Consider the following 24,747-nt stretch of genomic DNA (forward strand, 5'->3'; position numbering starts at 1 on the left):
ACAAAATTTGAAATTAGCTTTCCAAGTTTGTAGTGTGGCTTTACGCCGCAGGTCAATTCGACCTTGCGCACGTAAACCACGCCCTGAATCGAGTAGAGGTATCCCCATGGTTATCTGGTTATTGGTGGGTTTCGCAGCCGCGATTGCCCTGGCGTATCGACAAGCTGCCGCGACCCTGTGGTTAGGGGCCGGCTTGATCTGGTTGGCACTGGGTTACGGGTTCAACGTGGTGGCAGGTTTTGGGGCCAGCGTCGCGGCGCTGCTGGTGATAGCGCCCGCGTTGCTGATGACGATCAAACCCCTGCGTCGCACCTTGCTCACCAGCAAGGCCCTCGGCCTCTTTCGCACGATCATGCCGGCAATGTCCGACACCGAGCGTGCGGCTATCGAGTCCGGTACCGTGTGGTGGGACGCCGAGTTGTTCAGCGGCAAACCCGATTGGCAGCGCCTGTTGCAAGCCGCGCCGGCCAGCCTCAGCGCCGAGGAGCAAGCCTTCCTCGACAATGAAGTGGAAACCTTGTGCGACATCGCCAACGACTGGGAAACCACCCAGGTCTGGCAGGACATGTCCCCCGAAGGCTGGCAGTACACCAAGGATGCCGGTTTCCTCGGCATGATCATTCCCAAGCAGTACGGCGGCAAAGGCTTCTCCCACTATGCCCATTCGCAAGTGGTGATGAAGCTGTCGACGCGCTGCTCGGCGGCGGCGATTTCGGTGATGGTGCCCAACTCCCTCGGCCCTGCCGAGCTGTTGTTGCACTACGGCACCGACGCCCAACGTAATTACTACCTGCCGCGCCTGGCTCGGGGTGAAGACATCCCGTGCTTTGCCCTGACCAGCCCGTATGCGGGCTCGGATGCCGGGGCCATTCCAGACTTGGGTATTGTCTGTAAGGGCATGCACGAGGGCGAAGAAGTGCTGGGTTTCAAAGTGACCTGGGACAAGCGCTATATCACCCTCGGCCCCATCGCCACCGTGCTGGGCCTGGCGTTTCGCGCCGAAGACCCGGACGGCTTGCTGGGCCCGAAAGGTTCGCTCGGCATCACCTGCGCACTGATCCCCACGTCCCACCCCGGCGTAAACAGCGGTCGCCGCCATTGGCCACTTAACGCCGTATTCCAGAACGGCCCGACCACCGGCAAGGACGTCTTCATCCCGTTGGAATGGGTGATCGGCGGCCGTGAACAAGTCGGTAATGGCTGGCGCATGCTGATGGAGTGCCTAGCAGCGGGCCGTGCCATTTCGTTGCCGTCGGCCAACGTCGGCCTGGCCAAGGTTGCGGTGCGTGGCACTACGGCTTATGCCGCGATGCGCAAGCAGTTCGGCCTGCCCATCGGCAAGTTCGAAGGGGTGCAGGCACCTCTGGCGCGCATGGCCGGGCATTTGTATGCCTGCGATGCGGTGCGCAAGGTATCGGTAGCGTCCCTGGATGCCGGCGAGAAACCTTCGGTGATCTCCGCCATTGCGAAGTACCACGTCACCGAGCGTGCGCGAATCATCGTCAACGACGGCATGGACATCGTCGCCGGCAAGGGCATTTGCATGGGCCCGAATAACTTCCTGGCCCGTGCGTATCAGCAAAGCCCCATCGCCATCACGGTGGAAGGCGCGAATATCATGACGCGCTGCCTCATCATCTTTGGCCAGGGCCTGATCCGTTGCCATCCCTATGTGTTCCGTGAGATGGAAGCGGCGCGCAACCCGGACCGGCGTAAGGCGCTGGAAGACTTTGACAGCGCGATGTTCGGCCACGTGAGTTTCGTGCTAGCCAACACCGTACGTGCGGCCGTGCATTCGCTGACTGGCGGCCGTCTGATTTCCGCACCTGCCAAGACCGACCCCGCGCTGGCGTCCTACTACCGCCAGGCCAATCGTCTGTCGGTGGTGCTGGCGCTGATCTCGGACATTTCCATGGGTGTGCTGGGCGGTGCCCTCAAGCGCAAGGAAAGTATCACCGGGCGTCTGGGGGATATTCTGTCGCAGCTGTACATTTTGTCCTGCGTGCTCAAGCGTTTCGAGGATGACGGCCGGCCTCAGTCAGACCTGCCGCTGGTGCACTGGTCGGCTCAGGATGCGCTAGTGCGTGCTCATGAAGCCCTTGCCGAAGTGCTGGAAAACTACCCATCCAAAGCCGCCGCCGCCGTGGTGCGCGGCCTGACGTTCCCATTCGGCATTCCGCTGCGCAAACCGTCGGATCGCCTACTGGCCCAGGTGGCCGATGTGGTGCAGACACCGGGCGAGACCCGTGACCGGTTGTTGGCCAATTCCTACATTCCACGTCCGGAAATCGACAAGTTGGCGTATGGCGAGTTGGGCTTCCGTCTGCTGCCACAGGTGGAGCTGATCGACGCCCGGCTCAAGCCTGCCATCAAGCAAGGCGTGCTCGAACCGATGCCTATTTCCGCCACGGCTTTCACCACCTGGCGCGTCAAGGCCAGGGCGCTGGACTTGATCAGCGACGATGAAGACGCCTTGCTCGCGCGCTATGTGGAATACGCCGACCACGGTATCCAGGTGGATGACTTCCCGCAGGACTTTGGTTTGCTGGAGGCATTGCAGCAGCGCAAGCAGGCGTTGGAACCGGCCACCAAGCGGCGCAGCAGCCAAAGCGAAAACGCCTCGGTCAACTAGGACAAACGCGGCCAGTGTGGGAGGGCGCTTGCACCCGATAGCAATCCATCAGTCACCGAGCCATTGGCTGAACCACCGCTATCGGGGGCATGCCCCTCCCACATGGATCGGGTTTACAAGGTCAGAATGTGTTGTGAGTGAATGCTGATATGAGTGACAGCTACCTATCGTTCGTCAATTCCCCCTGGGGCCGTCGCCTGGCCCAGGCAGTGGGCTTGCCCCAGCCCGTGCCGTTGCAACGCCATCGCAGCGGTCAGCCGGGCCTGGCTAACCCGGTGATTGTCGCCGGGGCAGGGCGCCTGGCCTCCCAGGTGCACCAGGTCTTCAGCGCCACCGACACGGTCGCGGCTACCCCGGCAACGCTCAAGGCGCCGTCCACGGTCAAGGCCCAGGGCGCGGTGTATGACGCCAGCGCGGTGGTCGACCTTAAACAGTTGGATGAGCTGTACGTATTCTTCCACGCCAACGCCAAGCGCCTGGGCCAACACGCACGGGTGGTGGTGCTCGGCACTGCACCGGAGCATTGCGCGGACTTGCCCCACGCCGTCGCCCAACGCGCCCTCGAAGGGCTGGTGCGTTCGCTGGCCAAGGAGCTGCGTCGGGCGATCACCGTCCAGTTGCTTTATGTTGCGCCAGGCGCCGAAGACGGGTTGGACAGCAGCCTGCGTTTCTTCCTGTCGCGCCGTTCGGCCTATGTGTCGGGGCAAGTGGTGCGATTGGAAAAACCGGTAGATGGCAACCCTAGTGTCAACTGGGACAAGCCTTTCGCTGGCCGACGTGCGCTGGTCACTGGCGCTTCCCGTGGCATCGGTTTGGCCATCGCCCAAGTCTTGGCGCGTGAAGGGGCGCACGTGGTGTGTGTGGACGTGCCCCAGGCCCAGCAATCGTTGGAACAGGCCGCCGCCAGCGTCGATGGTTCAGCGTTGCCCCTGGACATCACCGCGCCGGACGCAGCCTCGTCGTTGCTGGCCCACGTCAGCCAATACGGCGCGTTCGATGTGGTGGTGCACAACGCCGGCATCACCCGCGACAAGACCATCGCAAAAATGCCCGAAGCGGCCTGGCGCGATGTGCTGGCGGTCAACCTCGAAGCACCGTTGCACCTGAGCACCGCATTGATGGAAAACCAGGGGCTTAATCCCGGTGGGCGCATTGTGTGTGTGTCATCGATTTCCGGTATTGCCGGCAACCTCGGCCAAAGCAACTACGCCACCTCCAAGGCTGGCGTGATCGGCCTGGTGCAAGGCCTCGCGACACGCGCCGCCACGCAGCAGGTCACAGTGAATGCCGTAGCGCCGGGGTTTATCGAGACCCAGATGACAGCAAAGATCCCCCTGATGATTCGCGAAGCAGGGCGGCGCATGAACTCTATGAGCCAGGGCGGGCAGCCCATCGATGTGGCCGAGACCATCGCCTGGTTGGCGCATCCCGCGTCGGGTGGCGTCAATGGCCAAGTCGTTCGTGTGTGCGGCCAAAGTCTGCTGGGAGCCTGAGCCATGGACTACGTGACCCAGATTATCGACCCGCCGCCCTCGCGCACCCAGTTGTTGCTGGATGGCGTGCGCGCCCTGCGTAAGCCCAAGTTCGACGGCGCGCCGGTACTGCCCAAGGAGCGGCTGGTGCGCTCGGCGGTGGGGTTATCCGCCGCCGGCATCGCCGCCTATGGCCGTGCCTGCGGGTTCCGGCGCGAGCAGGGTGTGCCGCTGTCCTATCCCCATGTGCTGGCGTTCCCGCTGCACTTGATGCTGTTGACCCGGCCAAGCTTCCCGTACCCGGCCAGCGGCATGGTGCACTTGGCCAATCGCATTCGTCAGCACCAGCGCCTGCACGAAGGTCAGGCCTTGCGCCTGGAGGTGTATGCCGAGCGCTGGGTCGCCCATCCCAAGGGCCAGGCGCTGAGCATCGCCACACGCGCTTACAGCGCCGGCACCCTGGCGTGGGAAAGCGACAGCCTCTACCTGCGCCGCGACGTAAAAGACCCGATTGGCGAGCCCTGGGGCGACGCGTTGCCATTGCAGGAACACGGCCTGCTGCGCACCCAGCGCTGGGTTTTACCCGCCGACCTGGGCCGGCGCTTCGCCAAGGTTTCGGGGGATTTCAACCCAATCCACACCTCGGTGATCGGCGCAAAACTCTTCGGTTTCCGCCGCGCCATCGCCCACGGCATGTGGACGCTTGGCCGCGCTTTGGCCGCCCAGCAACCGCCCGGTGGATTGGATCAGGCCGAAGCCCATTGCGACTTCAAGTTGCCGATCTTTTTGCCCGGCCAAGTTGCCCTGTGGCAACACCCTGTGACCGGCCCGCGTCGCGAATTCGAAGTGCGCAATTTCGCCGGCGACAAACCCCATATGCGCGGGCTATTTGTCTGGAATGAGAGCCATACATGAGTGACTACAGCTTCAATCCGGCCCCGACCCGCCGCGTGGCGATTATCGGCGGCAACCGTATCCCTTTTGCCCGTTCCAACACGGTGTATGCCCACGACAGCAACCAGGATTTGCTGGTAGCGGCGCTGCAAGGCTTGGTCGACCGTTACAACCTGCACGGCCAGCGCCTGGGCGAGTTTGCCGCCGGCGCGGTGATCAAGCATTCGCGGGATTTCAACCTCGCACGTGAGTCCCTGCTATCAACCACCTTGTCCCCCGAGACCCCGGCCTACGATCTGCAACAAGCCTGCGGCACGGGCCTGGAAGCGGCATTGCTGGTGGCGAATAAAATCGCCCTGGGCCAGATCGAAGTAGGCATTGCCGGTGGCGCCGATACCACCTCCGACGCCCCCATCGGCATCAACGAATCCTTGCGCCATACCTTGCTCGCAGCCAACCGCGCCAAGGGCTTGGGCGACAAGCTCAAGGCTCTGCTGAGGGCGCGGCCGTCGATGTTTTTCAAACCGCTGCTGCCACGCAACGGCGAGCCGCGCACCGGTTTGTCCATGGGCGAGCACTGCGAAGAAATGGCCAAGCGCTGGCAGATCAAGCGCCTGGCCCAAGATGAGCTGACCCTCACTAGCCACCAACGCCTGGATGCCGCGTACAAACGCGGTTTCTTCGAGGACCTGATCAGCCCCCACCGCGGCCTGACCCGTGACAACAATCTGCGGGCCGACGCCAGCCTGGAAAAACTCGCCGGTCTATCTCCAGCCTACGACCGCCAGAACGGCACGCTCACAGCGGGCAACTCCACGCCCCTGACCGATGGCGCCTCGGTGGTGCTGCTGGCCAGCGAAGAGTGGGCGGCCGCCAACGGCTGGCCGGTGCTGGCTTACCTACGCACCGGCGAAACCGCCGCGGTGAATTTTGTCGACGGCACCGAAGGCCTGCTGATGGCCCCGGCCTATGCCGTGCCGCGGATGCTCAAGCGCGAAGGCCTGAGCTTTGCCGACTTCGATTTTTTCGAAATCCATGAAGCCTTTGCCGCTCAGGTGTTGTGCACCCTCAAGGCCTGGGAAGACGCCGACTATTGCCGCGAACGCCTGGGCCTCGACGCGCCGCTGGGCGTCATCGACCGCGCCAAAATGAACGTCAACGGCGGTTCCCTCGGCTGCGGTCATCCGTTTGCCGCCACCGGTGGCCGGCAATTGGCGGCGTTGGCCAAGGCCATCCACGAGCGCGGCGGCGGGCGCGGTTTGATCTCGATCTGTGCAGCGGGCGGGCTGGGCATTACCGCCATTGTCGAAAAGTAGCGCTACCCAAAATAACAATAAGGAGACTGCCATGAACGCTATCAGCCAGGAACACACCGAACGCGTGTGGTTGAACGCTTATCTGCCCGGCGTCCCGGCAGACATTGATGCCGCGATTGAGGAATACCCATCGCTGCGGGAAGTATTCCTGGAGCACCTGGAAAAATTCCGTGAGCGCGTGGCTTACGTCAGCATCGGCACCGAAATGACCTACGCCGACTGGCAGGTCCAAGGCATTGCGTTTGCCGCCTGGCTCCAGGGCCAGGGCGTACAGCCGGGCGACCGTGTGGCGCTGATGATGCCCAATTGCTTGCAGTACCCGATCTGCCTGCTCGGCACCATCCTGGCTGGCGCGGTGGTGGTCAACGTCAACCCGCTGTACACCGCCCACGAACTCAAACACTTGCTCAAGGACAGCGGCGCCGAGACGGTGGTGATCTTCGAAAACTTCGCCCACACCCTGGAGAAGGTTGTGGCTGGCAGCAGCGTCAAGCGCGTGGTGATCGCGGCCATCGGCGACTTGCTCGGCACCTTCAAGGGCGCGGCAATGAACTTCATCTTGCGCAGCGTGCAGAAGCAGGTACCCGCGTTCAAGCTGCCGGGGGCGGTACGTTTCAATCGGGTGTTGAAACAGGGGCGGGCCCTCAACCACTTTCCGGTGAGCATGGCCCTGGATGACCTGGCCTTCCTGCAATACACCGGCGGTACCACTGGCGACGCCAAAGGCGTGATGCTCAGCCACCGCAATATCATCGCCAACCTATTGCAGGCCAAGGCGTGGGTCGGCGACCAACTGGACCAACACAAGCAGGAAACCAACGTCACGTTGCTGCCGCTTTACCACATCTTTTCCCTGACGGTGAACTGCCTGATGTTCATGTGCCTGGGCGGGCGCAACATCCTCATCGCGAACCCTCGGGATGTGAAACGGGTGCAGATGATCCTGCGCAAGGAGCGCTTCAACGGCATTGCCGGGGTCAACACACTGTTTAACGGCTTGCTGGAAAACAAGGAGTTCTGCGCGCGGGACTTTTCCGATCTGCGCATGGTGATCGCCGGCGGCATGGCCACGCACACGGCAGTGGCCAAGCGCTGGAAGGAAGTCACTGGGCTGCCGATCATCGAAGGTTATGGCCTGACCGAGTGCTCGCCGGTAGTGAGCATCAGCCCGATCAACATTGCGCGCATGCGCGAGATGGAGTTCACCGGCAGCATCGGTGTGCCGTTGCCGTCCACCTGGGTGCGCTTTATGCGTGAGGACGGTGAACTCGCCGACATTGGCGAGCAGGGCGAACTGCAAGTGCGTGGCCCGCAGGTGATGCAGGGCTACTGGAAACGCCCCGAGGCAACCGCCGAGGTGCTGGATGCGCAGGGCTGGTTGTCCACCGGCGATATTGGCGTGATGGACGAGCGCGGCTATATCCGCCTGGTGGATCGCAAGAAGGACATGATCCTGGTCTCGGGCTTCAACGTGTATCCGAATGAAATCGAAGACGTGGTGGCGATGCACCCCGGCGTAGGCGAAGTAGCGGCGATTGGCGTGGAGGACGGCGTCACGGGCGAGAAAGTGAAGATCATCGTGGTGCGCAAGGACCCGAACCTGACCCAGGAACAGATCCTCGCCCATTGCCGGGAATACCTGACGGGCTACAAGGTGCCCAGGTATGTGGAGTTTCGCACCACCGAGTTGCCTAAAACCACCGTGGGTAAAGTGCTGCGCCGAGCCTTGCGCTGATTTATATGTGTGTAGGCGATCTAAATGTGTAGGCGATCTAAATGTGTAGGTGATCTAAATGTGGGAGGGGGCTTGCCCCCGATGGCGGTGGCCCAGTTGGGACATCTTCGTCTGACACACCGCCATCGGGAGCAAGCCCCCTCCCACATGTTCAAACCGAGTTCACGTTGACCCAACGTTCTTCCTGGGCAGCCAAGCGAATCGCCGTCGCCAACCGCTCCACCTCCCACGCCGCTTCAAAGTCGGTGCCATCGGTCCCCTGGCCTGCGACGGCCATGATCAATTCTTGCACTTCCAGGGTCTTTAACTCGTTGTAGCCAAGTTGGTGTCCCGCTGCCGGGCTGAACGCCGCATAACCGGGCAGGGAAGGGCCGGCCAGCAAGCGTTGGAAGCCGTCCTGGCCGACACGGCACAGGCGAAGCTCATTCAAGCGCTCCTGATCGAACACCAAGGTGCCTTTGGAGCCGCTGATCTCGAAGCTCAAGTGGTTCTTGTAGCCATGTTTGAGCCAACTGCTGCTCACCGTGCCGCGCGCGCCATTGGCGAAACGCAGCAGGGCGTGTACCTGGTCATCCACGGCGATAGGTTTGAGTTCGTTGCTGCCTTTGACAGCCGGGCGTTGAACGTGGACGGTCTGGGTATCGGCGCAGACGCTGACCACATCCCCGACCAGATAGCGCGCCATCGACAGCAAGTGGCTGCCCAAGTCCGCCAGGGCGCCGCCGGCGTGTTCCACTTCGCAGCGCCAGGACCAGGGTGATGTTGGGTCAGCCATAAAGTCTTCGCTGAACTCGCCCTGGAAGCTGATGAGGTCACCCAACTCGCCACTGGCGATCAATTGCCGCGCCAAGGTGATCATCGGGTTGTGTTGATAGTTGTAGCCCACCCGGGTTACCACCCCGGCGGCACTGGCGGCGCGGCGCATGGCGTCGGCCTGTTCCAGGCTCACGGCCAGGGGTTTTTCGCAATACACCGCTTTGCCGGCGGCAATCGCGGCCATCGCCATGGGGTAGTGCAGGTGGTTGGGGGTGGTGATGGCCACGATATCGACCTTGGGGTCGTTGATCAGCGCCTGCCAGTCGCCATGGGCGTGATCGAACCCCCAGGACGAGGCGCAGTGCTGGGCGCGTTCGGTGTCGGCATCGGCCAGGGCGGCCAGCTTCAGGGTGACTGGCAGTTCAAACACCGCCCGGGCATTGTTGAACGCCAAGGCGTGGGCGCGGCCCATGAAGCCTGTGCCGATCAAGCCGATTCCGAGTTCACGCATAGCCGTGGTCCTTTGGATTATTGTTTTCAGGATGTGCATTAATGGAATAAAAATTCCCATATTTCAATAGATGGAATAAAAATTCATTAACGCCTCGGTAATCACCTTGGCGAATGCAGCTATATTCACCAAGTGGCCAAAAGCCGCCAGTTAACAAAAGATAACGTAGCGCCGATTGTCAGACGATTCCAAAGCCCGATAGGATGGCCCCTGCTTCCTTCAGGCGCTCTAGATTGCAGGTTTCAGAGCCCGGGAAGGCAAGACCTAACAATAATAAATGGGAGAAAGGTCTATGAGTGAGCCTGTCATGGGTTGGGTTGTTTGCCGCCCACGCGCCGCACGCAGGGTTGCGTTGCTGGCCACAGCGCTCTCGTTGCTGGCCGGTGCTGCGTTGACGACACCGGTGCTGGCAGCCAGCGATACCCCCGCAACGCCAGCGTTTGCGATTGAGTCCCCCAAGGCCGCCAAAGGCCTGATGATCGACGTGGTGCATGCCGGCAAGCGCCTGGTAGCCGTCGGTGATCGCGGGCATATCCTCTATTCCGATGACCAGGGCTCTACCTGGACCCAAGCCAAAGTCCCCACCCGCCAATTGCTCACGGCAGTGTTTTTCGTCGACGACAAACATGGCTGGGCGGTAGGCCACGATGCGCAAATTCTCGCCAGCACCGACGGCGGCGCCACCTGGACCCAGCAATACCAGGACCTCAAGCGTGAAGCGCCGCTGCTCGATGTGTGGTTCAAAGACGCCAATCACGGCCTGGCCGTCGGCGCCTACGGTGCATTGATCGAAACTACCGATGGCGGCAAGAGCTGGAACGACGTCAGCGACCGCCTCGACAACGAAGACCAGTTCCACCTCAACGCCATCGCCCAGATCAAAGACGCCGGCCTGTTTATCGTCGGCGAGCAGGGCAGCATGTTCCGCTCCAGTGACGACGGGCAGACCTGGGAAAAACTCGAAGGCCCTTATGAAGGTTCGCTGTTCGGGGTAATCAGCACCGCGCAACCGCAAACCCTGCTGGCCTTCGGCCTGCGCGGCAACCTGTACCGTTCCACCGATTTCGGCAGCACCTGGGAGCAGGTTGAGTTGAACGCCACCCGTGGCGCCTTGGAGTTTGGTTTGTCGGGCGCGACCTTGCTGGATGACGGCGCAATCGTGGTGGTCGGTAACGGTGGCAGCGTGGTGGTCAGCCACGACGATGGCCAGACCTTTAGCGTGTTCAACCGCCCTGACCGTATTTCACTGTCGTCGGTGACGGCGGCGGGCAATGGCAACTTGATTCTGGCCGGGCAGGGTGGCGTTCGCGTATCGACGCCGACTGGCGCTGAGCTCGTAAAACAATAAGAAGGCGGGGACAGAATGAGCAGTCATCACAACGATAAAGCGACCTTTCTTGAGCGCCTGATTTTCAACAATCGCCCGGCAGTGATCGTCATCTGCCTGCTGGTGAGCGTGTTCCTGTTCTGGCAGGCGACGCTGATTCGCCCGTCCACCAGCTTTGAAAAGATGATCCCCCTCAAGCACCCCTTCATCGAAAAGATGATGGAACACCGCAACGACTTGGCCAACCTGGGCAACACCGTGCGCATCTCGGTGGAGGCCAAGGACGGTGACATCTTCACGAAGGAGTACATGGAGACCCTGAGGCAGATCAACGACGAGGTGTTCTACATTTCCGGCGTCGACCGCTCGGGCCTCAAGTCGCTGTGGAGTCCTAGCGTGCGCTGGACCGAAGTGACCGAAGAAGGCTTCGCCGGCGGTGAGGTGATCCCCCAAAGCTACAACGGCTCGGCGCAAAGCCTCGATCAACTGCGCAATAACGTACTCAAGTCCGGCCAGGTCGGGCGCTTGGTCGCCAACGATTTCAAGTCGAGCATCGTGGATATCCCGCTGCTGGAGTCCTATCCGGACCCGCAGGATCAGGGCAAGTTGCTGGCCCTGGACTATCGCAAGTTCTCCCATGAACTCGAAGACAAGATCCGCGACAAGTTCGAAGCCCAGAACCCCAACGTCAAGATCCACATCGTGGGCTTTGCCAAGAAGGTCGGCGACCTGATCGACGGCCTGGTAATGGTGGTGCTGTTCTTCGGCATCGCATTCGTCATCACCCTGATTCTGCTGCTGTGGTTCACCAACTGCCTGCGCAGCACCATCGCGGTGTTGAGCACCACCCTGGTGGCGGTGGTCTGGCAACTGGGGTTGATGCACTTCTTCGGCTTCGGGCTGGACCCGTATTCGATGCTGGTGCCGTTCCTGATTTTCGCCATCGGTATTTCCCATGGCGTGCAGAAGATCAACGGTATCGCCCTGCAATCCAGCGAGGCCGACAACGCGTTGACGGCTGCACGGCGGACCTTTCGTCAACTGTTCCTGCCGGGGATGATCGCGATCCTGGCGGATGCGGTCGGGTTCATTACGCTGTTGATCATCGACATCGGCGTGATCCGTGAACTGGCCATCGGCGCGTCCATCGGCGTGGCGGTGATCGTGTTCACCAACTTGATCCTGCTGCCGGTGGCGATTTCCTATGTCGGCATCAGCAAGCGCGCCATCGCCAAGAGCAAGAAAGACGCAAACCGCGAGCATCCGTTCTGGCGCCTGCTGTCCAAATTCGCCAGCGCCAAAGTCGCGCCAGTGTCGGTCCTGCTGGCCCTGGTCGCCTTTGGCGGCGGCCTCTGGTACAGCCAGAACCTCAAGATCGGCGACTTGGACCAAGGTGCACCGGAGCTGCGCCCGGACTCGCGCTACAACAAAGACAACAACTTCATCATCAGCAATTACTCCACCAGCTCCGACGTGCTGGTGGTAATGGTCAAGACCAAGGCCGAAGGCTGCTCGCGGTATGAAGCCATGGCGCCCATCGATCAGTTGATGTGGAAGATGCAGAACACCGAGGGCGTGCAGTCGGCGATCTCGCTGGTGACCGTGTCCAAGCAGATGATTAAGGGCATGAACGAGGGCAACCTGAAATGGGAAACCCTGTCGCGTAACCCGGACGTGCTGAACAACTCCATTGCCCGCGCCGACGGCCTGTACAACAACAACTGCTCACTGGCGCCGGTGCTGGTGTTCCTCAACGACCACAAGGCCGAAACCCTCGACCGCGCCGTGCATGCGGTGCAGGACTTCGCCAAGGAAAACAACAAGGACGGCCTGGAATTCATCCTCGCCGCCGGTAACGCCGGGATCGAAGCTGCCACCAACGAGGTCATCAAGGAGTCGGAACTGACCATCCTGATCCTGGTATACCTGTGTGTGGCGACCATGTGCATGATCACCTTCCGCTCGTGGGCCGCGACCCTGTGCATCGTGCTGCCACTGGTGCTCACCTCGGTACTGGGCAATGCGCTGATGGCGTTCATGGGCATCGGCGTCAAGGTCGCGACCTTGCCGGTGGTGGCGTTGGGCGTGGGGATTGGCGTGGACTACGGCATCTACATCTACAGCCGCCTGGAAAGTTTCCTGCGTGCCGGATTGCCGTTGCAGGAAGCCTATTACCAGACGCTCAAATCCACCGGTAAAGCCGTACTGTTTACCGGCCTGTGCCTGGCCATCGGCGTGTGCACCTGGATCTTCTCGGCCATCAAGTTCCAGGCCGACATGGGCCTGATGCTCACCTTCATGCTGCTGTGGAACATGTTCGGTGCACTGTGGCTGCTGCCGGCACTGGCGCGCTTCCTGATCAAACCCGAGAAGCTGGCGGGTCAGAAGGGCAATTCGCTGTTTGCCCACTGAGCTCAAGGCGGTACACAACGTCCGGCGTCAGCGACGCCGGACGTTGAGGGTCAATTGATGGTTGGGGCGATAGCCAGGAAGAGCTGGTCCTGGGGCGGCGCGATCAATACGTACAGGATTCTTTCCACTGGGTCGGCCCCTGCCGCCTGCTCACTGCGCAATTTCGCCTGGACATGTTCCTTGAGCAAATCCTTTTGCGTGTATTTGCGCTGGCTCGCCAGTTTCAAGTGGGCTCGCGTGTAGCGCTCAGGCGGCGCGTCGGCGGTGGCGTAGTGAAAGTGGGCATACCACAGCACACTGGGCGGCTTTTGCGCTTTGTCGTACACCGCGTATTCGGTGAAGAAATCCCCACTGAGGGTTGGCCGCTGCGGGTCTGCCAGGCTGGTCAGGTTGATATCGATTTCTTTGTGTCGCCAGAGGTAATCGAGGCTTTCCAGGGTCGGCCACTGGCGTTTGTAGGCGTCGCTGCACAGTCGTGTGGCCATGCGCTGCATGTCCCTGGCGTTGGCGCGGTAGCGATCGATGGCGTCCTGCGCCCTGGGCTGGTCACTGTGATCCCGTGCGATTTCATCCGCAAGTGCGTTGAGTCTATCGGCCTGTCCGGTGAGCAACTCATCCCAGTCGGCCGGGTTGACGTCTTGCCGGGTGAGGGCGGACTCCAGCTTCTTCTGTTGGGCACTGATGAGCCGTTCGATCTCGGGGCGTTGCCGCAGCACTTTCTCGCCCTGGTCTTTGAGCATTGCCAGGGTAGAGGCCGGCGCCGCCGGTTCGGGGGCGGCCATGGGTTGCTGGGGCGTTTCCACCCAACTGCCGGCATCATCCGCGTCGAAGGTGGTCAGGGGTTCACCGGTCAGGCTATTGGTAATGGTGAGCCGTTCGCGAGGGTGTAGACCATCGACAGGTTTCAGCTCGCCGATCCAGTACGTGCGCGTACGGGTTTTGAAGATGCGTTTGGCCGGCTCTTTCGGCCTGAGCAACGTGGCGGCGGATGCTTCGACCTCCAGTGCTTCCTGGCTGCGCACCACACTTTCCAGCTCGTTTTCAGCCAGCGTCCGCGCCCGACTCAGCCCGGCCAGCAGGCGTTCGGCCACGGGGTGTACGCGTTGCGGATTGATGAACGTGAGCGCCTCGATGGCCTGCTCGTAGCTGCGGTACTTGTCCAGGATTGTGCCGTACAGCAATCGTTGCTCATCCAGCGGATAACCGCTGCTGCTGCGCACTTCGGTATGTGACAGCAAGGCCTGGCCCAGGCTCGAATTGTTTAGATGGTCGATGTACAGCGCCTCCAGCGGCGACGCCTCCAGCGCCGACGATTTCACCACCACCCACGAGAGCGGGATCAGCGCATGCATCTCCAGGTTCTGCGCAAAAAAGTGCTGGAACGTCGTAATTTTGGACAACGCTTGCGTGCGCAACACGCGTCCGGCCACGGAGTCCTGTTCCAGCAACTCAAGGGTGGTTTCCATCTCGCGCGAGCGGGCCGCCATGCGTTGAACGACGTCCGCCAGTTCAATCGAGCGGGTCACATGTTCGTTATACGCCCAGGGGCGACCTTCGCGCAGTTCCTCGCGCATCCGGCTGGCCAGGTGGCTCATGGGCTCACCACGCTCAGTGAACATAAAGGTGTCGGCCCATTTCTGCAGGTGGAAATGCGTGCGCATTTGCTCGTCCCAAAGCGTTTTGAGCGTGATGGCCTGGTCCTGCACATGGGGGCCGGCACCCGCGTATTTCTGCAGGTCCTGACCTACCTTGTACAGCTCGATGCGCTTTGGCAGTACCTTGGCGTAACTCTGCTCGAGTTTATCCAGGACCACCTCATAGTCGGTGCGCGCCTTCGAATAGGCCGCTATCTCCTGCTGATGCCGTGCTTCGATCGCGGGTCTCTGCGCATCGGTGGCTTTTTGCAGCAGGTTCCACACCAGTTTCAACGTAGTGGTCTGCTTGATCAGGACCGCGCGGTTATTGTTAAGGCGGGTCAACCAATCTCTGAACTCGGCCATGTCCGGGGAAATCTGCGCATTGAGCGTGTCCATCCGGTCCTTCAATTGCACCGCCTGGCGACGATTCTCCTCGCGCAGCGTTGCCAGGCGCTTGGGACCGCCGCCCGCCAGCTTGAGCCCGCGGTCTAGGGTCCAGTGGCCCTTGCCATCGGTGCGCAGCTTGATGCCGGGGTGATCGGGTTTGTTCGGGTCAATGATGAATACGTCGTCCGCGTCCGGGGTAATGTTGACGCGAAACAGCAGGCCGCCCACCGTGGCGTGCCAGCGCTGGCCGATCTTGAACAACCCGCGATAAGGGCCGAGCGCCACGGGGTCCGGGGCGTGTTCAGGCCAGGGCACATTGACCTCCAGCAGTTTCCTTAACAAACGTGTCGCGGCCCTGTCGCTGGCCAGGGAGCGGTCGATATCCAACAGGGTGCGGCCGCCGCCGGGCGGTTCGGCAGGCAAGCCGATAATGCCCCGTTGCACCACGGCCGGGGTCGAGATGGCCTGGCCCTGCGGGTGTTGCAATGGCAACCGTGGGATCTCCGCTTGCGCAGGGGCCTGCGCTACGTGGTCGCGTATCCCCAGGTGAATCAGAACCATGCTGGTGTTGAGCAGCAGGTCGACCCACGCCAGTTCACGGGCAATCGGGTCTTGGCTTTCCAGGGCTGGTATGTCCTGCTTGAGGCTCAGGGCCAACTGCATGAACCAGCCCACCGCTGCCAAGGGCCCACGCACCAGCATCAGCAAGGTGTTGAAGCCCAGTTGCACGCCTTCGAGAATCAGCGCCCAGCGGCTTTCGGCGTTGGAGGTCGAATCACGGTCGGCTTGCTCCTGCAGTTGCCGCGCTTCGCACTCGTACAGGTAGTCCATCAGTTGGTTGTTGCCCAGCGCCTGGAGGATTTGATCGCTGCTTTCATCACTCGGCGGGGCCAGCGTCGCGGGGCGTGGAATGGACGGCAAGGGGTCGAACTCGGAACCTATGCCGCTGACACGCACGTAATGGGGTTCCCGGAACCCGCCGTTGCTGTACACCGCTCTGGCAGGGTCTTCCATCCAGGCCAGGACGCTGTCCTGCAGCTCGCCGGGCTCGGCGATGGCGGCCAGCAGACTGGCGCGGTCGGTGAATTCCAACAGCGAATCCCGATACGCCGGGCGATACAACAAGCGCGGGCCCGGCTGCCCGTTGCGCGGCTCGATGATGAACATATTCTGCACCCCGTCCGCCTTGGCGCCGGGCTTGCGTTGAAAGGCGAGCACACGCATGACCACTTCATCCATGCCCGCCCAGCGCTCGGTACTGTGGGTGCCCAGCACTGCTTCGACATAGCGCAGTCCTCGCGACGTAAGCCCGGCTTGGCCTTTGATCTTGTATTCCAGGGCCTGGGTTTTCAGGTCGATGGGACGCTGCACAAGGAACAGCCGCTTGCGCTCTTGCGCCTGGGCGTCCTCGCCGAGCAGTGACTGGTGAAGGTAAGCCGGGTAGTTGCGCCCGACATCGATGCGCTGCACCAGCGCGAGCAGGTACTCCGGGGTCAGGCTGCTGTCGACCGGCTGGCCATCCGCATGGCGCACCGTCATGCGGCCGGCAGGTTTACCTGAAAGGTTCTTGAGCGCCAGGTCGACCAGGCTCATTGACACGCGGTCGATGTAGCCACTTTGCAGGGTGCCCACCGGCACTTCGAAGGTCAGTTGCAGTGCTTCGGCCCGGTAGGCGCCCTGGGCAAGTTCCTTGCAGCTGCGTTCGCCGTGTTCGGTGGCGTTGCGGTCCAGGCACAGTTGGTGATCCAGATGGCTGGCGGCATAGCTGCGAATATCCTCGAGATCATCGAGGTAGTGTTTGCCTTGATTCAGACGCCGAAGGCTGGCCTGTTCGAGCAGGCACTGAGAAAACGCGAAACGATCGGCCGCCGAGGCGTTTTGCAGCCAGCCGGGCAGGGCCGCCTCGATCGCCGGCGCGGGATGGCTGGCGATGGCGGGGGAGTCGGTGAACAGGCTCGCCAGGTCGGTGATTGCCGCAAACTGCTGTTCCAACGCCTTGACGCTGGTGCCCGCAGGCAGGCGCAGACTGGCCAGGTTCTCCAGTTGCCGATCCAATACCAGCGCCGCCTGCACTTCGAAAATATCGCCATCGGGCTCGTACAGGCGCCAAGTGATGGTGTCGGCCATCTCCTCTGCCTGGATGTGTTTACCCCATGCCTCGCCGAATGCATCCAGGCTGGCGTAGGAATCGATCCGGCCGGACAAACCGCACAGCAGCACGCGCGTGCCGCTGACCAGCAGAATATCGCTGGCCTGCTGCGTCAGTGATGTGCTGCCTTGTACAAGCTGGGTTTCCAGGGTGTAGGCGTGGATCGCATTGGCAGGCCATGGCTGCTCGGTCCTGGTTTCTCGGCTGGGATAGTCGGCCAGGGTGCTCAGTATCTGCAGTTGCTGGGTGTCGTCCCCCGATTGACGGACGGCGCTGGCCCTGAATGCGCCGCGCAGCACTTCGGCCAACCATTGCCAGCGACTGACGCCGGTATCGCTGTCCTGTTCCCAATACGCGGCCAGCGCCTCTTGGGCCCCGACAAACAGGATCAAGGGCAGTTCCCGTATCGCGTTTTCGAAGACGTTCAGGTCGTAGCTGCGCTCGCCATCGGCTTGAAACGTGAGTCGGCTGCCGGTGGCGTCGCTCAGGTAGGCGTCCAACCCGTAACTCAATGAAAGGTCGGGGAAATGGCCGTCGGCAAGGAATTGCAGCGCCACATCCAGCAGCGGCCGCAGTGCCCGGCCGCCCCCCTCACGGGGGAGCGCCATGTACAGATCCGAAGGGGCGATGGACAGGGGCGGGTAGTGTTCTTTCAGGGTGCGGGCCAGCATTTCTGCAACTACCGACCGCAGGGCGGGGCGCGTTGAAAACTGCCCCTTTATCACGGCTTTCAGCATGTTTTCCGCCGGGATCGGCGTGACGATTGGCATGAAAGGTATTCCTTTACGTTGGATAAGCGAATGCCCGTCTAACCTAACGCCAACGCCATGCCTGATGCGGTAGCCCGATAGTGCACACGTGCGCGAACGGCTCGGGCCGGTTTATTACGGGAACGATAAGAACCAGCGCTGCGCCAGCGCCTCGCCAATCAAGCCTCGGTGTACGTCGACCACTGCCTGCGGGCCCTGCGCCTTGGCGAGCAACGAGTAATAGCTTTGCTTGCGCTGTTCGCGGGTTTTCATGTGCGCGGCGGTGTAATCGGCCCCTGCGGTGTCTGCGGTGGGGTAGTGAAAATGCGCATACCACACCGGGTAGCCTTTGGGATCATTGATCGCGTACTCCTGGATGAAGTCCTGGCGCTCACCCTTCAATCGGGTCCGCCCGCCCAACTTGGCCACGTTGACCTGGCGCTGGTTGAGCAGGTATTCCAGATTGCCGTGGGTGGGCGGCAGTTCCAGGCTCAGTTGGTGCCGCAATGTCTGGCCCAAGGCACTCAAGCGTTCACCGGCCTTACGCATGTCGCTGGCCAGTGCCTGGTCAGCGGTGGTCCTGGCACTCTCGGGCTGAGCGGCGATGGCCTGGTCCAACTCGGTGGCGAGTTTGTCATAGCGAGCCGCTTCGTAATCCAGGACCTCCTGGACCTCCTGGGGGTGCCTGCTGCTTTTTTTGTAATGCTCGGCCCTGCGCAGATGATCATCCAGCATGGCCAGCAACTTGCGCGCTTCACCCTTGACCTGGCTCAGGCTGCGCGGTGGGACGGGCGCCTGGGGCGGCGTCTGCACCACATACTCGACCCATACATCGCCCTGCTGTGAATAGCTCTCGACCACTTGCCGGGTGTTCTCGTTGCGTACTTCGACCACTTCAACGTTGTGCACCCGCTGCACGTCGCCGATCAGCGTGCCCCTGCGCCGGGTCTTGATTACCCGTTTCGCCGATGTGGCCGCCGGGGCCTGAGCCGGCACAGGCCTGGGCGGCTGGCTGCTGGTGTGTGCAATCGGTCTGACCTCCCTGAACAGACGTTGTGTTACCTCGTCGTAAAGCCCGCGGACCAGGTTCAGCAACCGGCCGCTGAACGTCACGTCCAGGCCCTCGACGTCGACAATTTCCAACCCGAGCAACCCATCCAGCGCACGGCCGTAATGCTCCACCAGACTTTCCAACACACTCAGCCGATCACTGGATGACAGCACCAGGCCGTTGAGTTCGGCGTGGGTGCGTACCTGCTGCTGCAGCGGGCTGACAATGTTATCCATCGCCTTGAACAGCGGGTGCCCGAAATCCTTCACGCTCAGGTATTTCAAGGTGCGCAGTTGCAAGTCCTTGATGGACAGCGCGCTGATCTCGTTCACCCGATTGGCAGTCATCTCGTTGAATCGTTTGGCGCCGCTGGAGCCCATTGACTGCATGTGTTCAAGGTGGCGCGCCTGGCGTTCAAGCCAGCGGATACTGCGCTCATTGATGTCTGCCAGCTGGGACGTGAACTGGCGATAGCGGTTGCGTTCAAGCACGACTGCCACATTGAAACCGGGACCTTCACGCCGGAACTGCGGGTGGGCGCGGTACAGGTCTTCTCTGTCGAGCTCGGCAATGGCCACATGTTTACGGGCATTGAGAACGGCGTCGTGCAACAGGTCCAGGGTTTTTGTCAGCGATAAGGGAACGTTTAAGGCTTCACGCTCCTTGAGGCTGTCCAGGATCTGCTGCTGGTGCAGGCTTTGTTTCTCAAGGGCGGCATCGTACTGCTGACGTGCCTCTGCCAGTGGCTTGCCGCTTAAACCGGTCTGCCGGGCTTCTGCCTTGTCGACCTCGGGCTGAGTTTGCAAGTAGGCCTGAAGGTCATCTTCCAATGCCTTGACGCGGTTGGCCTTGCGCTCGCGCTCGGCAGCAATGCGCTTTGGCGGCATGCCACCGCGCAGGCGCAGCCGGGAGTCCACTGACCAGATGCCCTGGCCGTCGTCGCGCAGGTAAGGGCCAGGCCGTTGGGCATCGGTGGGGTCGGTAATTCGCACGCTGCCATCGTCCTCCAGGTTGACGCGGAACAGGTCGCTGTCGACCTGCGCATGCCAGCGGTTATCGATGAGGTACAAGCCCTTGCGGGGGCCATTCAAGACCGGCTGTGGCAGGTCACCCGGCATCGGCACCTTGAGTGACGCGAGGTTGGCGCGCTGGCTGGGCGTAAGGCGATAACGGGCCTGGGCGTAGCTGAAATCCACGGCGGTGTGCAAGCCTTGTGGCTGCACGCCGGGCAATGCAACGGTGCCTTGGCGAATCCGTGCAGGTGCGGGCGCCGGCCATGTCTGCAGGCGTCGCTGCGGCACGCGTAGCGCCACGGCTGGGGGCGGGGCAGTGGGGGCCAGCGGGGATTCCAGCAGCAGTGTTGCGACAGTGAGCAACAGGTCGATCGCGCCTTGCTCGCGAGACGTGGCGGATGAACTGTCGAGCAACTGAATGTCCTGGCTGAGGCTGCTGTACAGCGCCAACAACCATCCCACTATCATTGACGGGCCTGACAAAAGTGGTTGCAGCAAGCTGCCGAACAACAAACTCCCGCCCTCCATCAGCACCTGCCAGCGACTTTCACTGTTGGACGTGGACTCGCGCTCGGCCTGTTCAATCAAGGCCCGGCTGTGGTCGCTGAACAGGTAAGTCATCAGCCGCCCGGTGACCAGGCACTGGTGCAGTTCGTCGTTGGCGCCGTCGCTGGCGAATGTCGCCGGTGGCGGCGTGCGGCGCGGCGCGAACTCATCGCCCTGGCCAAAACGCAGATAATGGGGCTCCTGAAAACCGCCGTGGTCGTAAATCGGTCGGGCGGTATCGGATAGCCAGGTCAGGAGACTGGTTTGCAATTCACCCGGTTGCGCAATGGCCTGGAACAGCGCCGCTCGGCTGGAGAACTCCTGCAATGCTTGGGCATACAAGGGCCGGTAAAGCAGATGCGGGCCGCGTTCACTGTTCTGGAACTCGATCAAGTACATGGCGCTGACCTTGTCGGCCTTTGCGCCGGGGCTGCGCAAAAAGGACAGGTGACGGATCACCACCGGCTTGCCGTCGACCTTCTGTTCAGCGCTGCTCCCTTGCATCAACGCCGCCACCATACGGGCGCCTTGTGGCGTGATGCCGGCTTCGCCCTTGAGGCTCAGTTCCAGCGCCAGCAAGCACAGTTGCATCGGCTGCTGAGCGGCGAACAGTGTTTCCCGCTCCCGCGCCTCTGGGGTGTCGCTCAACAGCGCTTGCTTGAGCAACTCGGGGTAGTGCTTGCCGATGTCGACGCGCTTGATCAATCCGTTGCCGCCAATCACCGTTTCGCGGGTCAACCAGGCCGGTAATAGTGTGCCCTGGCGATGGGCTATGGATAACTCGCCGCTGGGCAGGCCTGCCAGGTTCTTGAGCGCCAGTTCCGTCAGGCTCATGTGGACACGTTCGACAATACCCACGGTGCCTGGGTAGCCCGCGGCAACGACGAACGTCAGTTGCAGGTCATCAGGGTGGAGGGCCACTTGCCCGGCGGTGTCACCGGCAGCGCTCGCCTCATGGTCAAGTGCTTGCTGCAGGGCATGCACGGTGTAGGTGTGGATATCGTCGATGCCGGTGAGAAAAGAGCGCCCACGCGCCCACTGTTTGGCGGTGGCCAGGGCCAGGCTGTATTGCCGGTATCGCTCGCGGTATCCGGGGGCCGCATCGCGCAAGGCATCCGGCAACCGAGCGCGCACGGCATCGAGGGTGCGGACGGCGCCGTCTTGCGCATCCAGGAAAAACTCGCCGGGGTCGGTGAGCCGCAGGTACAGCGCCTGCAGGGTTTCCTGGCGTTGTTCCAGGGGCAGTTTCAGAGCGGCCAGGCGTTCCATTTGCAGGTTAAACAGCGTCGTGGCCTGGTAATCAAAGATCGAGCCCTCGGGCTCGTAACGATTGCAGGTGATCGTCTCTGCCTCGTACTGGGCTGCGGCGCGCTCGCCCCAGGCAAGGGTGAAGGCATCCATGGACGAGAACCCCTCGACACGCCCGCCGGGGGAACACAGCAGCACCGGCGCTTTGCCGTTGATGGCACGCGTCAGTAGCAACTGCTCTGACAACACGCGCGTGGTTTGGCCTGCGTTATCCAGTTGTGTCTCCAGGCTGTAGGCGTATACCGCATGCTCACCATATCGCGCGATCCGCTGTTCGCGGTCCGGGGTGCCAATGAGTTGGTCAAGGGTCTGCCGCACGTCCGCATCCAGGTCGGTCTGACGCAAGGCGCTGGCTTGCAGGGTGGTCATGAGCATGTCGCTGAGCCAACGCCAGCGGCTGCCGCCCGTGCCCGAGGGCTCATTCCAGTAATGGGCCAATGCGTCCTGTGCGGCAATGGGCAGTGTCGAACACAGATCCTGGATCAGCGATTGGACCACCGTCATCTCCAGCTTTTCGCGGGTCAGGCCCGGCAGTTTCAGGCGTTTGGGCGGTACGTCCGAGAGGTAGTGATCGATACCGTACGCCTCACTGAGATCCAATGGCCCGATACCGGCGAGGTAATTGAAGATGACGTCCATCAATGGCTGAAACGTCCAGCCCTTAGTCGCTTGCGGGATTGCCAGGTGCGTAAGGGCCAGGTCAATGCTCAACGAGGGGTAGCGTTCGCGCAGGGCGTTGCCGAGCAGGGTCTGGACCAAGGGCATGAGGCTGGGGCGGGTGGCGAACTGGCGGCTGACGGCCTGGACGGTTAGGGGAGGAGACGATAACGGTTGCATAGGGATGAAAATCCTTTTCGTGCGGATGCGGGCTTCAATCGCAGTGGCCGGGGTGCTGGTCGGTGGGCCATGCGCCACGGATGTGGACCAAGAATGGCAAGTCGGCGCACGCGCTGGCGGTATCCGGATATCGTTGGGCAACGCGATGGGGGAAGGGCGTGAGGAATTGGCTTATCATCACGCTCTTTTCTTTGCGTGAACGATCCCGATGACTGCCGCTAGCCTCATTACTGAACTTGCCAACACCGATATGCTCGAAGTCGATGGGTTGCACGCCTTTGATTTCACCCTCGACGATCAGGCGCTGGTGATCACCTGCATCGACGGACGCGCTGAAAAGCGCTGGTCCTTCAGCGTGGCGCAAGTACAGGCCGCGACCTTTGATGAAACGTTGCAAAGCTGGACCCTCACCGGTGACTCGGGCGAGCACCGTCTCGTGTGCATGAGTGCTTTCACCGGCAACAATAACGACGAGGAAGACGAGCATGATGATGCGTAAATTCTGGCCCCTGTTGATGGCGGGCAGTGTCGGTGCGATGTCGGTACAGGCCGCGCCGGCCGAGACCTATGAACTGTTGGTAGGCAGCTACACCGCCGGCAGCAGCGAAGGGATTTACCGCCTGCAATTCGACAGCCGCACAGGCCGGTTTCAGGGCCAGCCGGTGTTGGCGGCCAAGGCGGACAATCCGTCGTGGCTGACCCTTTCCAAGGACCAGACCCATCTGTTCGTAGTCAATGAAAACGGCCCAGGCCAGAAAGACCCGGTCGGCCGCGTGAGCAGCTATCGCATCGACCCGAAGAATCAGCAACTGACCCTGATCAACCAGGTGCAGAGCCTGGGTAATGAGCCGACTCACTCCAGCATTGCCGCCGATGGACGTTACTTGTTTGTCGCCAACTATTCAGTGAAGGAGGATCCGGGCGGCAGCCTGGCGGTGCTGCCGGTGGATGCCGAGGGCAAGCTGTCGGCACCGGTGCAGTTGAGCGGACACCCCGCCAGCCGGGTCAACCCCGAGCGTCAGGCCTCCAACCATGTGCACTCGGTGGTGTCGGCGCCGGATGGCAAGTACGTGTTCGTGCAGGACCTGGGGGCAGATAAAGTGTTTGCTTACCGCTATGACCCCAAGGCCAACCACGAGCAACCACTGACGCCGGCTTCCCCGGCCTCGGTGCAACTGCCACCGGGAAGCGGGCCGCGTCACTTGCTGTTCAGCGCCGATGGCAAGCACGCCTGGCTGACGACCGAAATGAGCGCCCAGGTCGCGGTGTTCGACTACCACGACGGCACACTTACGCAGACCCAGTTGGTAGATTTCGCCGCCGGGCAACCGGTGTCGGACAAGGCCGGCGCAGCGTTGCACGCATCCAGCGACGGCAAATTCCTGTACCTGAGCAACCGCGGCACGGCCAATCAGCTGCTGGTATTCAGCATCGACCCGGCGACCGGGCACCTCAAGGAACTGCAGCGCCGTTCCGTAGAAGGCGACCATCCGCGCGAATTCAGCCTGGACCCGAGCGGCAGGTTCCTACTGTTCGCCAACCAGAAAAGCAATGAAATCGTGGTCGTCGAACGCGACCCCAAGACCGGCCTGCTGGGTAAAACCGTGCAGAAATTGCCGATCGATGCGCCCAGCGACCTCAAGTTCCTGGTGCGTCAATAAGCCACAGGCCCCGCAGTGCGGGGCCTGAGCCTTTGTATTAATTGCATTAATAGCGGCTAATGTTTCAAAGCATTTCTAAGGTTTAACCCTCGGGCGTAAGTTGGGTTCCAAGGCCTTCCCAGGCCACTCAACCAAACGAATACAAGGGCTACCGACATGAACTTCAATCTCTTCTCGATCATCGCCGCTTCCGCCGTTTCCGCCACCGTTGCCTTGCCTGCCGCCGCCAGCGTGGAAGTCAGCGGCAAACAGTCCGGCACCACCGCGTACACCCAGAAATACCTGCAACAAAGTGCCAACTTCTATGCGGCGCTGGATCACAAAACCCAGCACTGAGCGACAGGTGTGTGAGAT

Annotated in this window: 13 protein-coding genes; 10 read left to right on the forward strand and 3 right to left on the reverse strand. The window is 61.7% G+C overall.

The features are described from left to right. The first annotated feature begins 106 nt into the window (after positions 1-106). The 5 genes from AB4N82_RS22690 (at position 107) to AB4N82_RS22710 (ending at position 8,049) form a co-directional block, all read left to right on the forward strand. Positions 107-2,632, forward strand: coding sequence for an acyl-CoA dehydrogenase (locus tag AB4N82_RS22690; protein ID WP_122765414.1), 2,526 nt, complete (start codon positions 107-109; stop codon positions 2,630-2,632). Between the two features lie 149 nt (positions 2,633-2,781). Then, positions 2,782-4,125: a 3-oxoacyl-ACP reductase gene (locus tag AB4N82_RS22695; protein ID WP_095184571.1), complete on the forward strand. Its 1,344-nt coding sequence runs from the start codon at positions 2,782-2,784 to the stop codon at positions 4,123-4,125. A 3-nt stretch (positions 4,126-4,128) separates the two neighbouring features. Beyond that, complete coding sequence (locus tag AB4N82_RS22700) at positions 4,129-5,019, forward strand: MaoC/PaaZ C-terminal domain-containing protein (RefSeq protein WP_032886501.1); 891 nt, start codon at positions 4,129-4,131, stop codon at positions 5,017-5,019. Beyond that, the gene (locus AB4N82_RS22705) at positions 5,016-6,314 is read left to right on the forward strand and encodes an acetyl-CoA C-acetyltransferase (RefSeq protein ID WP_122765412.1); all 1,299 of its coding nucleotides are present in this window, start codon (positions 5,016-5,018) and stop codon (positions 6,312-6,314) included. The genes AB4N82_RS22700 and AB4N82_RS22705 overlap by 4 nt, the downstream gene beginning before the upstream one ends. Before the next feature lie 31 nt (positions 6,315-6,345). After that, on the forward strand, positions 6,346-8,049 hold the full coding sequence (locus tag AB4N82_RS22710; protein ID WP_099602292.1) for an AMP-binding protein: 1,704 nt from the start codon (positions 6,346-6,348) through the stop codon (positions 8,047-8,049). Between the two features lie 151 nt (positions 8,050-8,200). Here the strand turns inward: AB4N82_RS22710 and AB4N82_RS22715 are convergent, their stop codons facing one another. Next, positions 8,201-9,316 carry a Gfo/Idh/MocA family protein gene (locus AB4N82_RS22715; RefSeq protein ID WP_122765411.1) on the reverse strand — a complete coding sequence of 372 codons (1,116 nt, stop codon included), beginning with the start codon at positions 9,314-9,316 and terminating at the stop codon, positions 8,201-8,203. Positions 9,317-9,623: 307 nt separating this feature from the next. On the opposite strand from AB4N82_RS22715, the gene AB4N82_RS22720 reads away from it, so the two are divergent. Both AB4N82_RS22720 and AB4N82_RS22725 read left to right on the forward strand, forming a co-directional pair. Next, a complete protein-coding gene (locus AB4N82_RS22720) occupies positions 9,624-10,664 on the forward strand; it encodes a WD40/YVTN/BNR-like repeat-containing protein (RefSeq protein ID WP_032886495.1) in 1,041 nt (346 codons plus the stop codon). A gap of 15 nt (positions 10,665-10,679) precedes the next feature. After that, complete coding sequence (locus AB4N82_RS22725; RefSeq protein WP_032886494.1) at positions 10,680-13,055, forward strand: efflux RND transporter permease subunit; 2,376 nt, start codon at positions 10,680-10,682, stop codon at positions 13,053-13,055. A 50-nt stretch (positions 13,056-13,105) separates the two neighbouring features. Here the strand turns inward: AB4N82_RS22725 and AB4N82_RS22730 are convergent, their stop codons facing one another. Both AB4N82_RS22730 and AB4N82_RS22735 read right to left on the reverse strand, forming a co-directional pair. Beyond that, positions 13,106-17,998: a hypothetical protein gene (locus AB4N82_RS22730; RefSeq protein WP_460103121.1), complete on the reverse strand. Its 4,893-nt coding sequence runs from the start codon at positions 17,996-17,998 to the stop codon at positions 13,106-13,108. A gap of 114 nt (positions 17,999-18,112) precedes the next feature. Next, the gene (locus AB4N82_RS22735) at positions 18,113-22,732 is read right to left on the reverse strand and encodes a hypothetical protein (RefSeq protein ID WP_163034957.1); all 4,620 of its coding nucleotides are present in this window, start codon (positions 22,730-22,732) and stop codon (positions 18,113-18,115) included. 208 nt (positions 22,733-22,940) lie between these two features. Between AB4N82_RS22735 and AB4N82_RS22740 the strand changes: the two genes are divergently transcribed. From AB4N82_RS22740 to AB4N82_RS22750, 3 genes are all read left to right on the forward strand, one after another. Further along, positions 22,941-23,231, forward strand: coding sequence for a DUF5629 family protein (locus AB4N82_RS22740; RefSeq protein ID WP_122765408.1), 291 nt, complete (start codon positions 22,941-22,943; stop codon positions 23,229-23,231). Next, positions 23,218-24,393 (forward strand): lactonase family protein, encoded by a 1,176-nt coding sequence (locus tag AB4N82_RS22745; protein ID WP_032887222.1) that lies wholly within the window; start codon positions 23,218-23,220, stop codon positions 24,391-24,393. The genes AB4N82_RS22740 and AB4N82_RS22745 overlap by 14 nt, the downstream gene beginning before the upstream one ends. A gap of 156 nt (positions 24,394-24,549) precedes the next feature. Further along, positions 24,550-24,729, forward strand: a complete 180-nt coding sequence (locus tag AB4N82_RS22750) for a hypothetical protein (RefSeq protein ID WP_032887221.1) — start codon at positions 24,550-24,552, stop codon at positions 24,727-24,729. Positions 24,730-24,747: the final 18 nt, after the last annotated feature.

The organism is Pseudomonas sp. H1_D04, assembly GCF_054683855.1.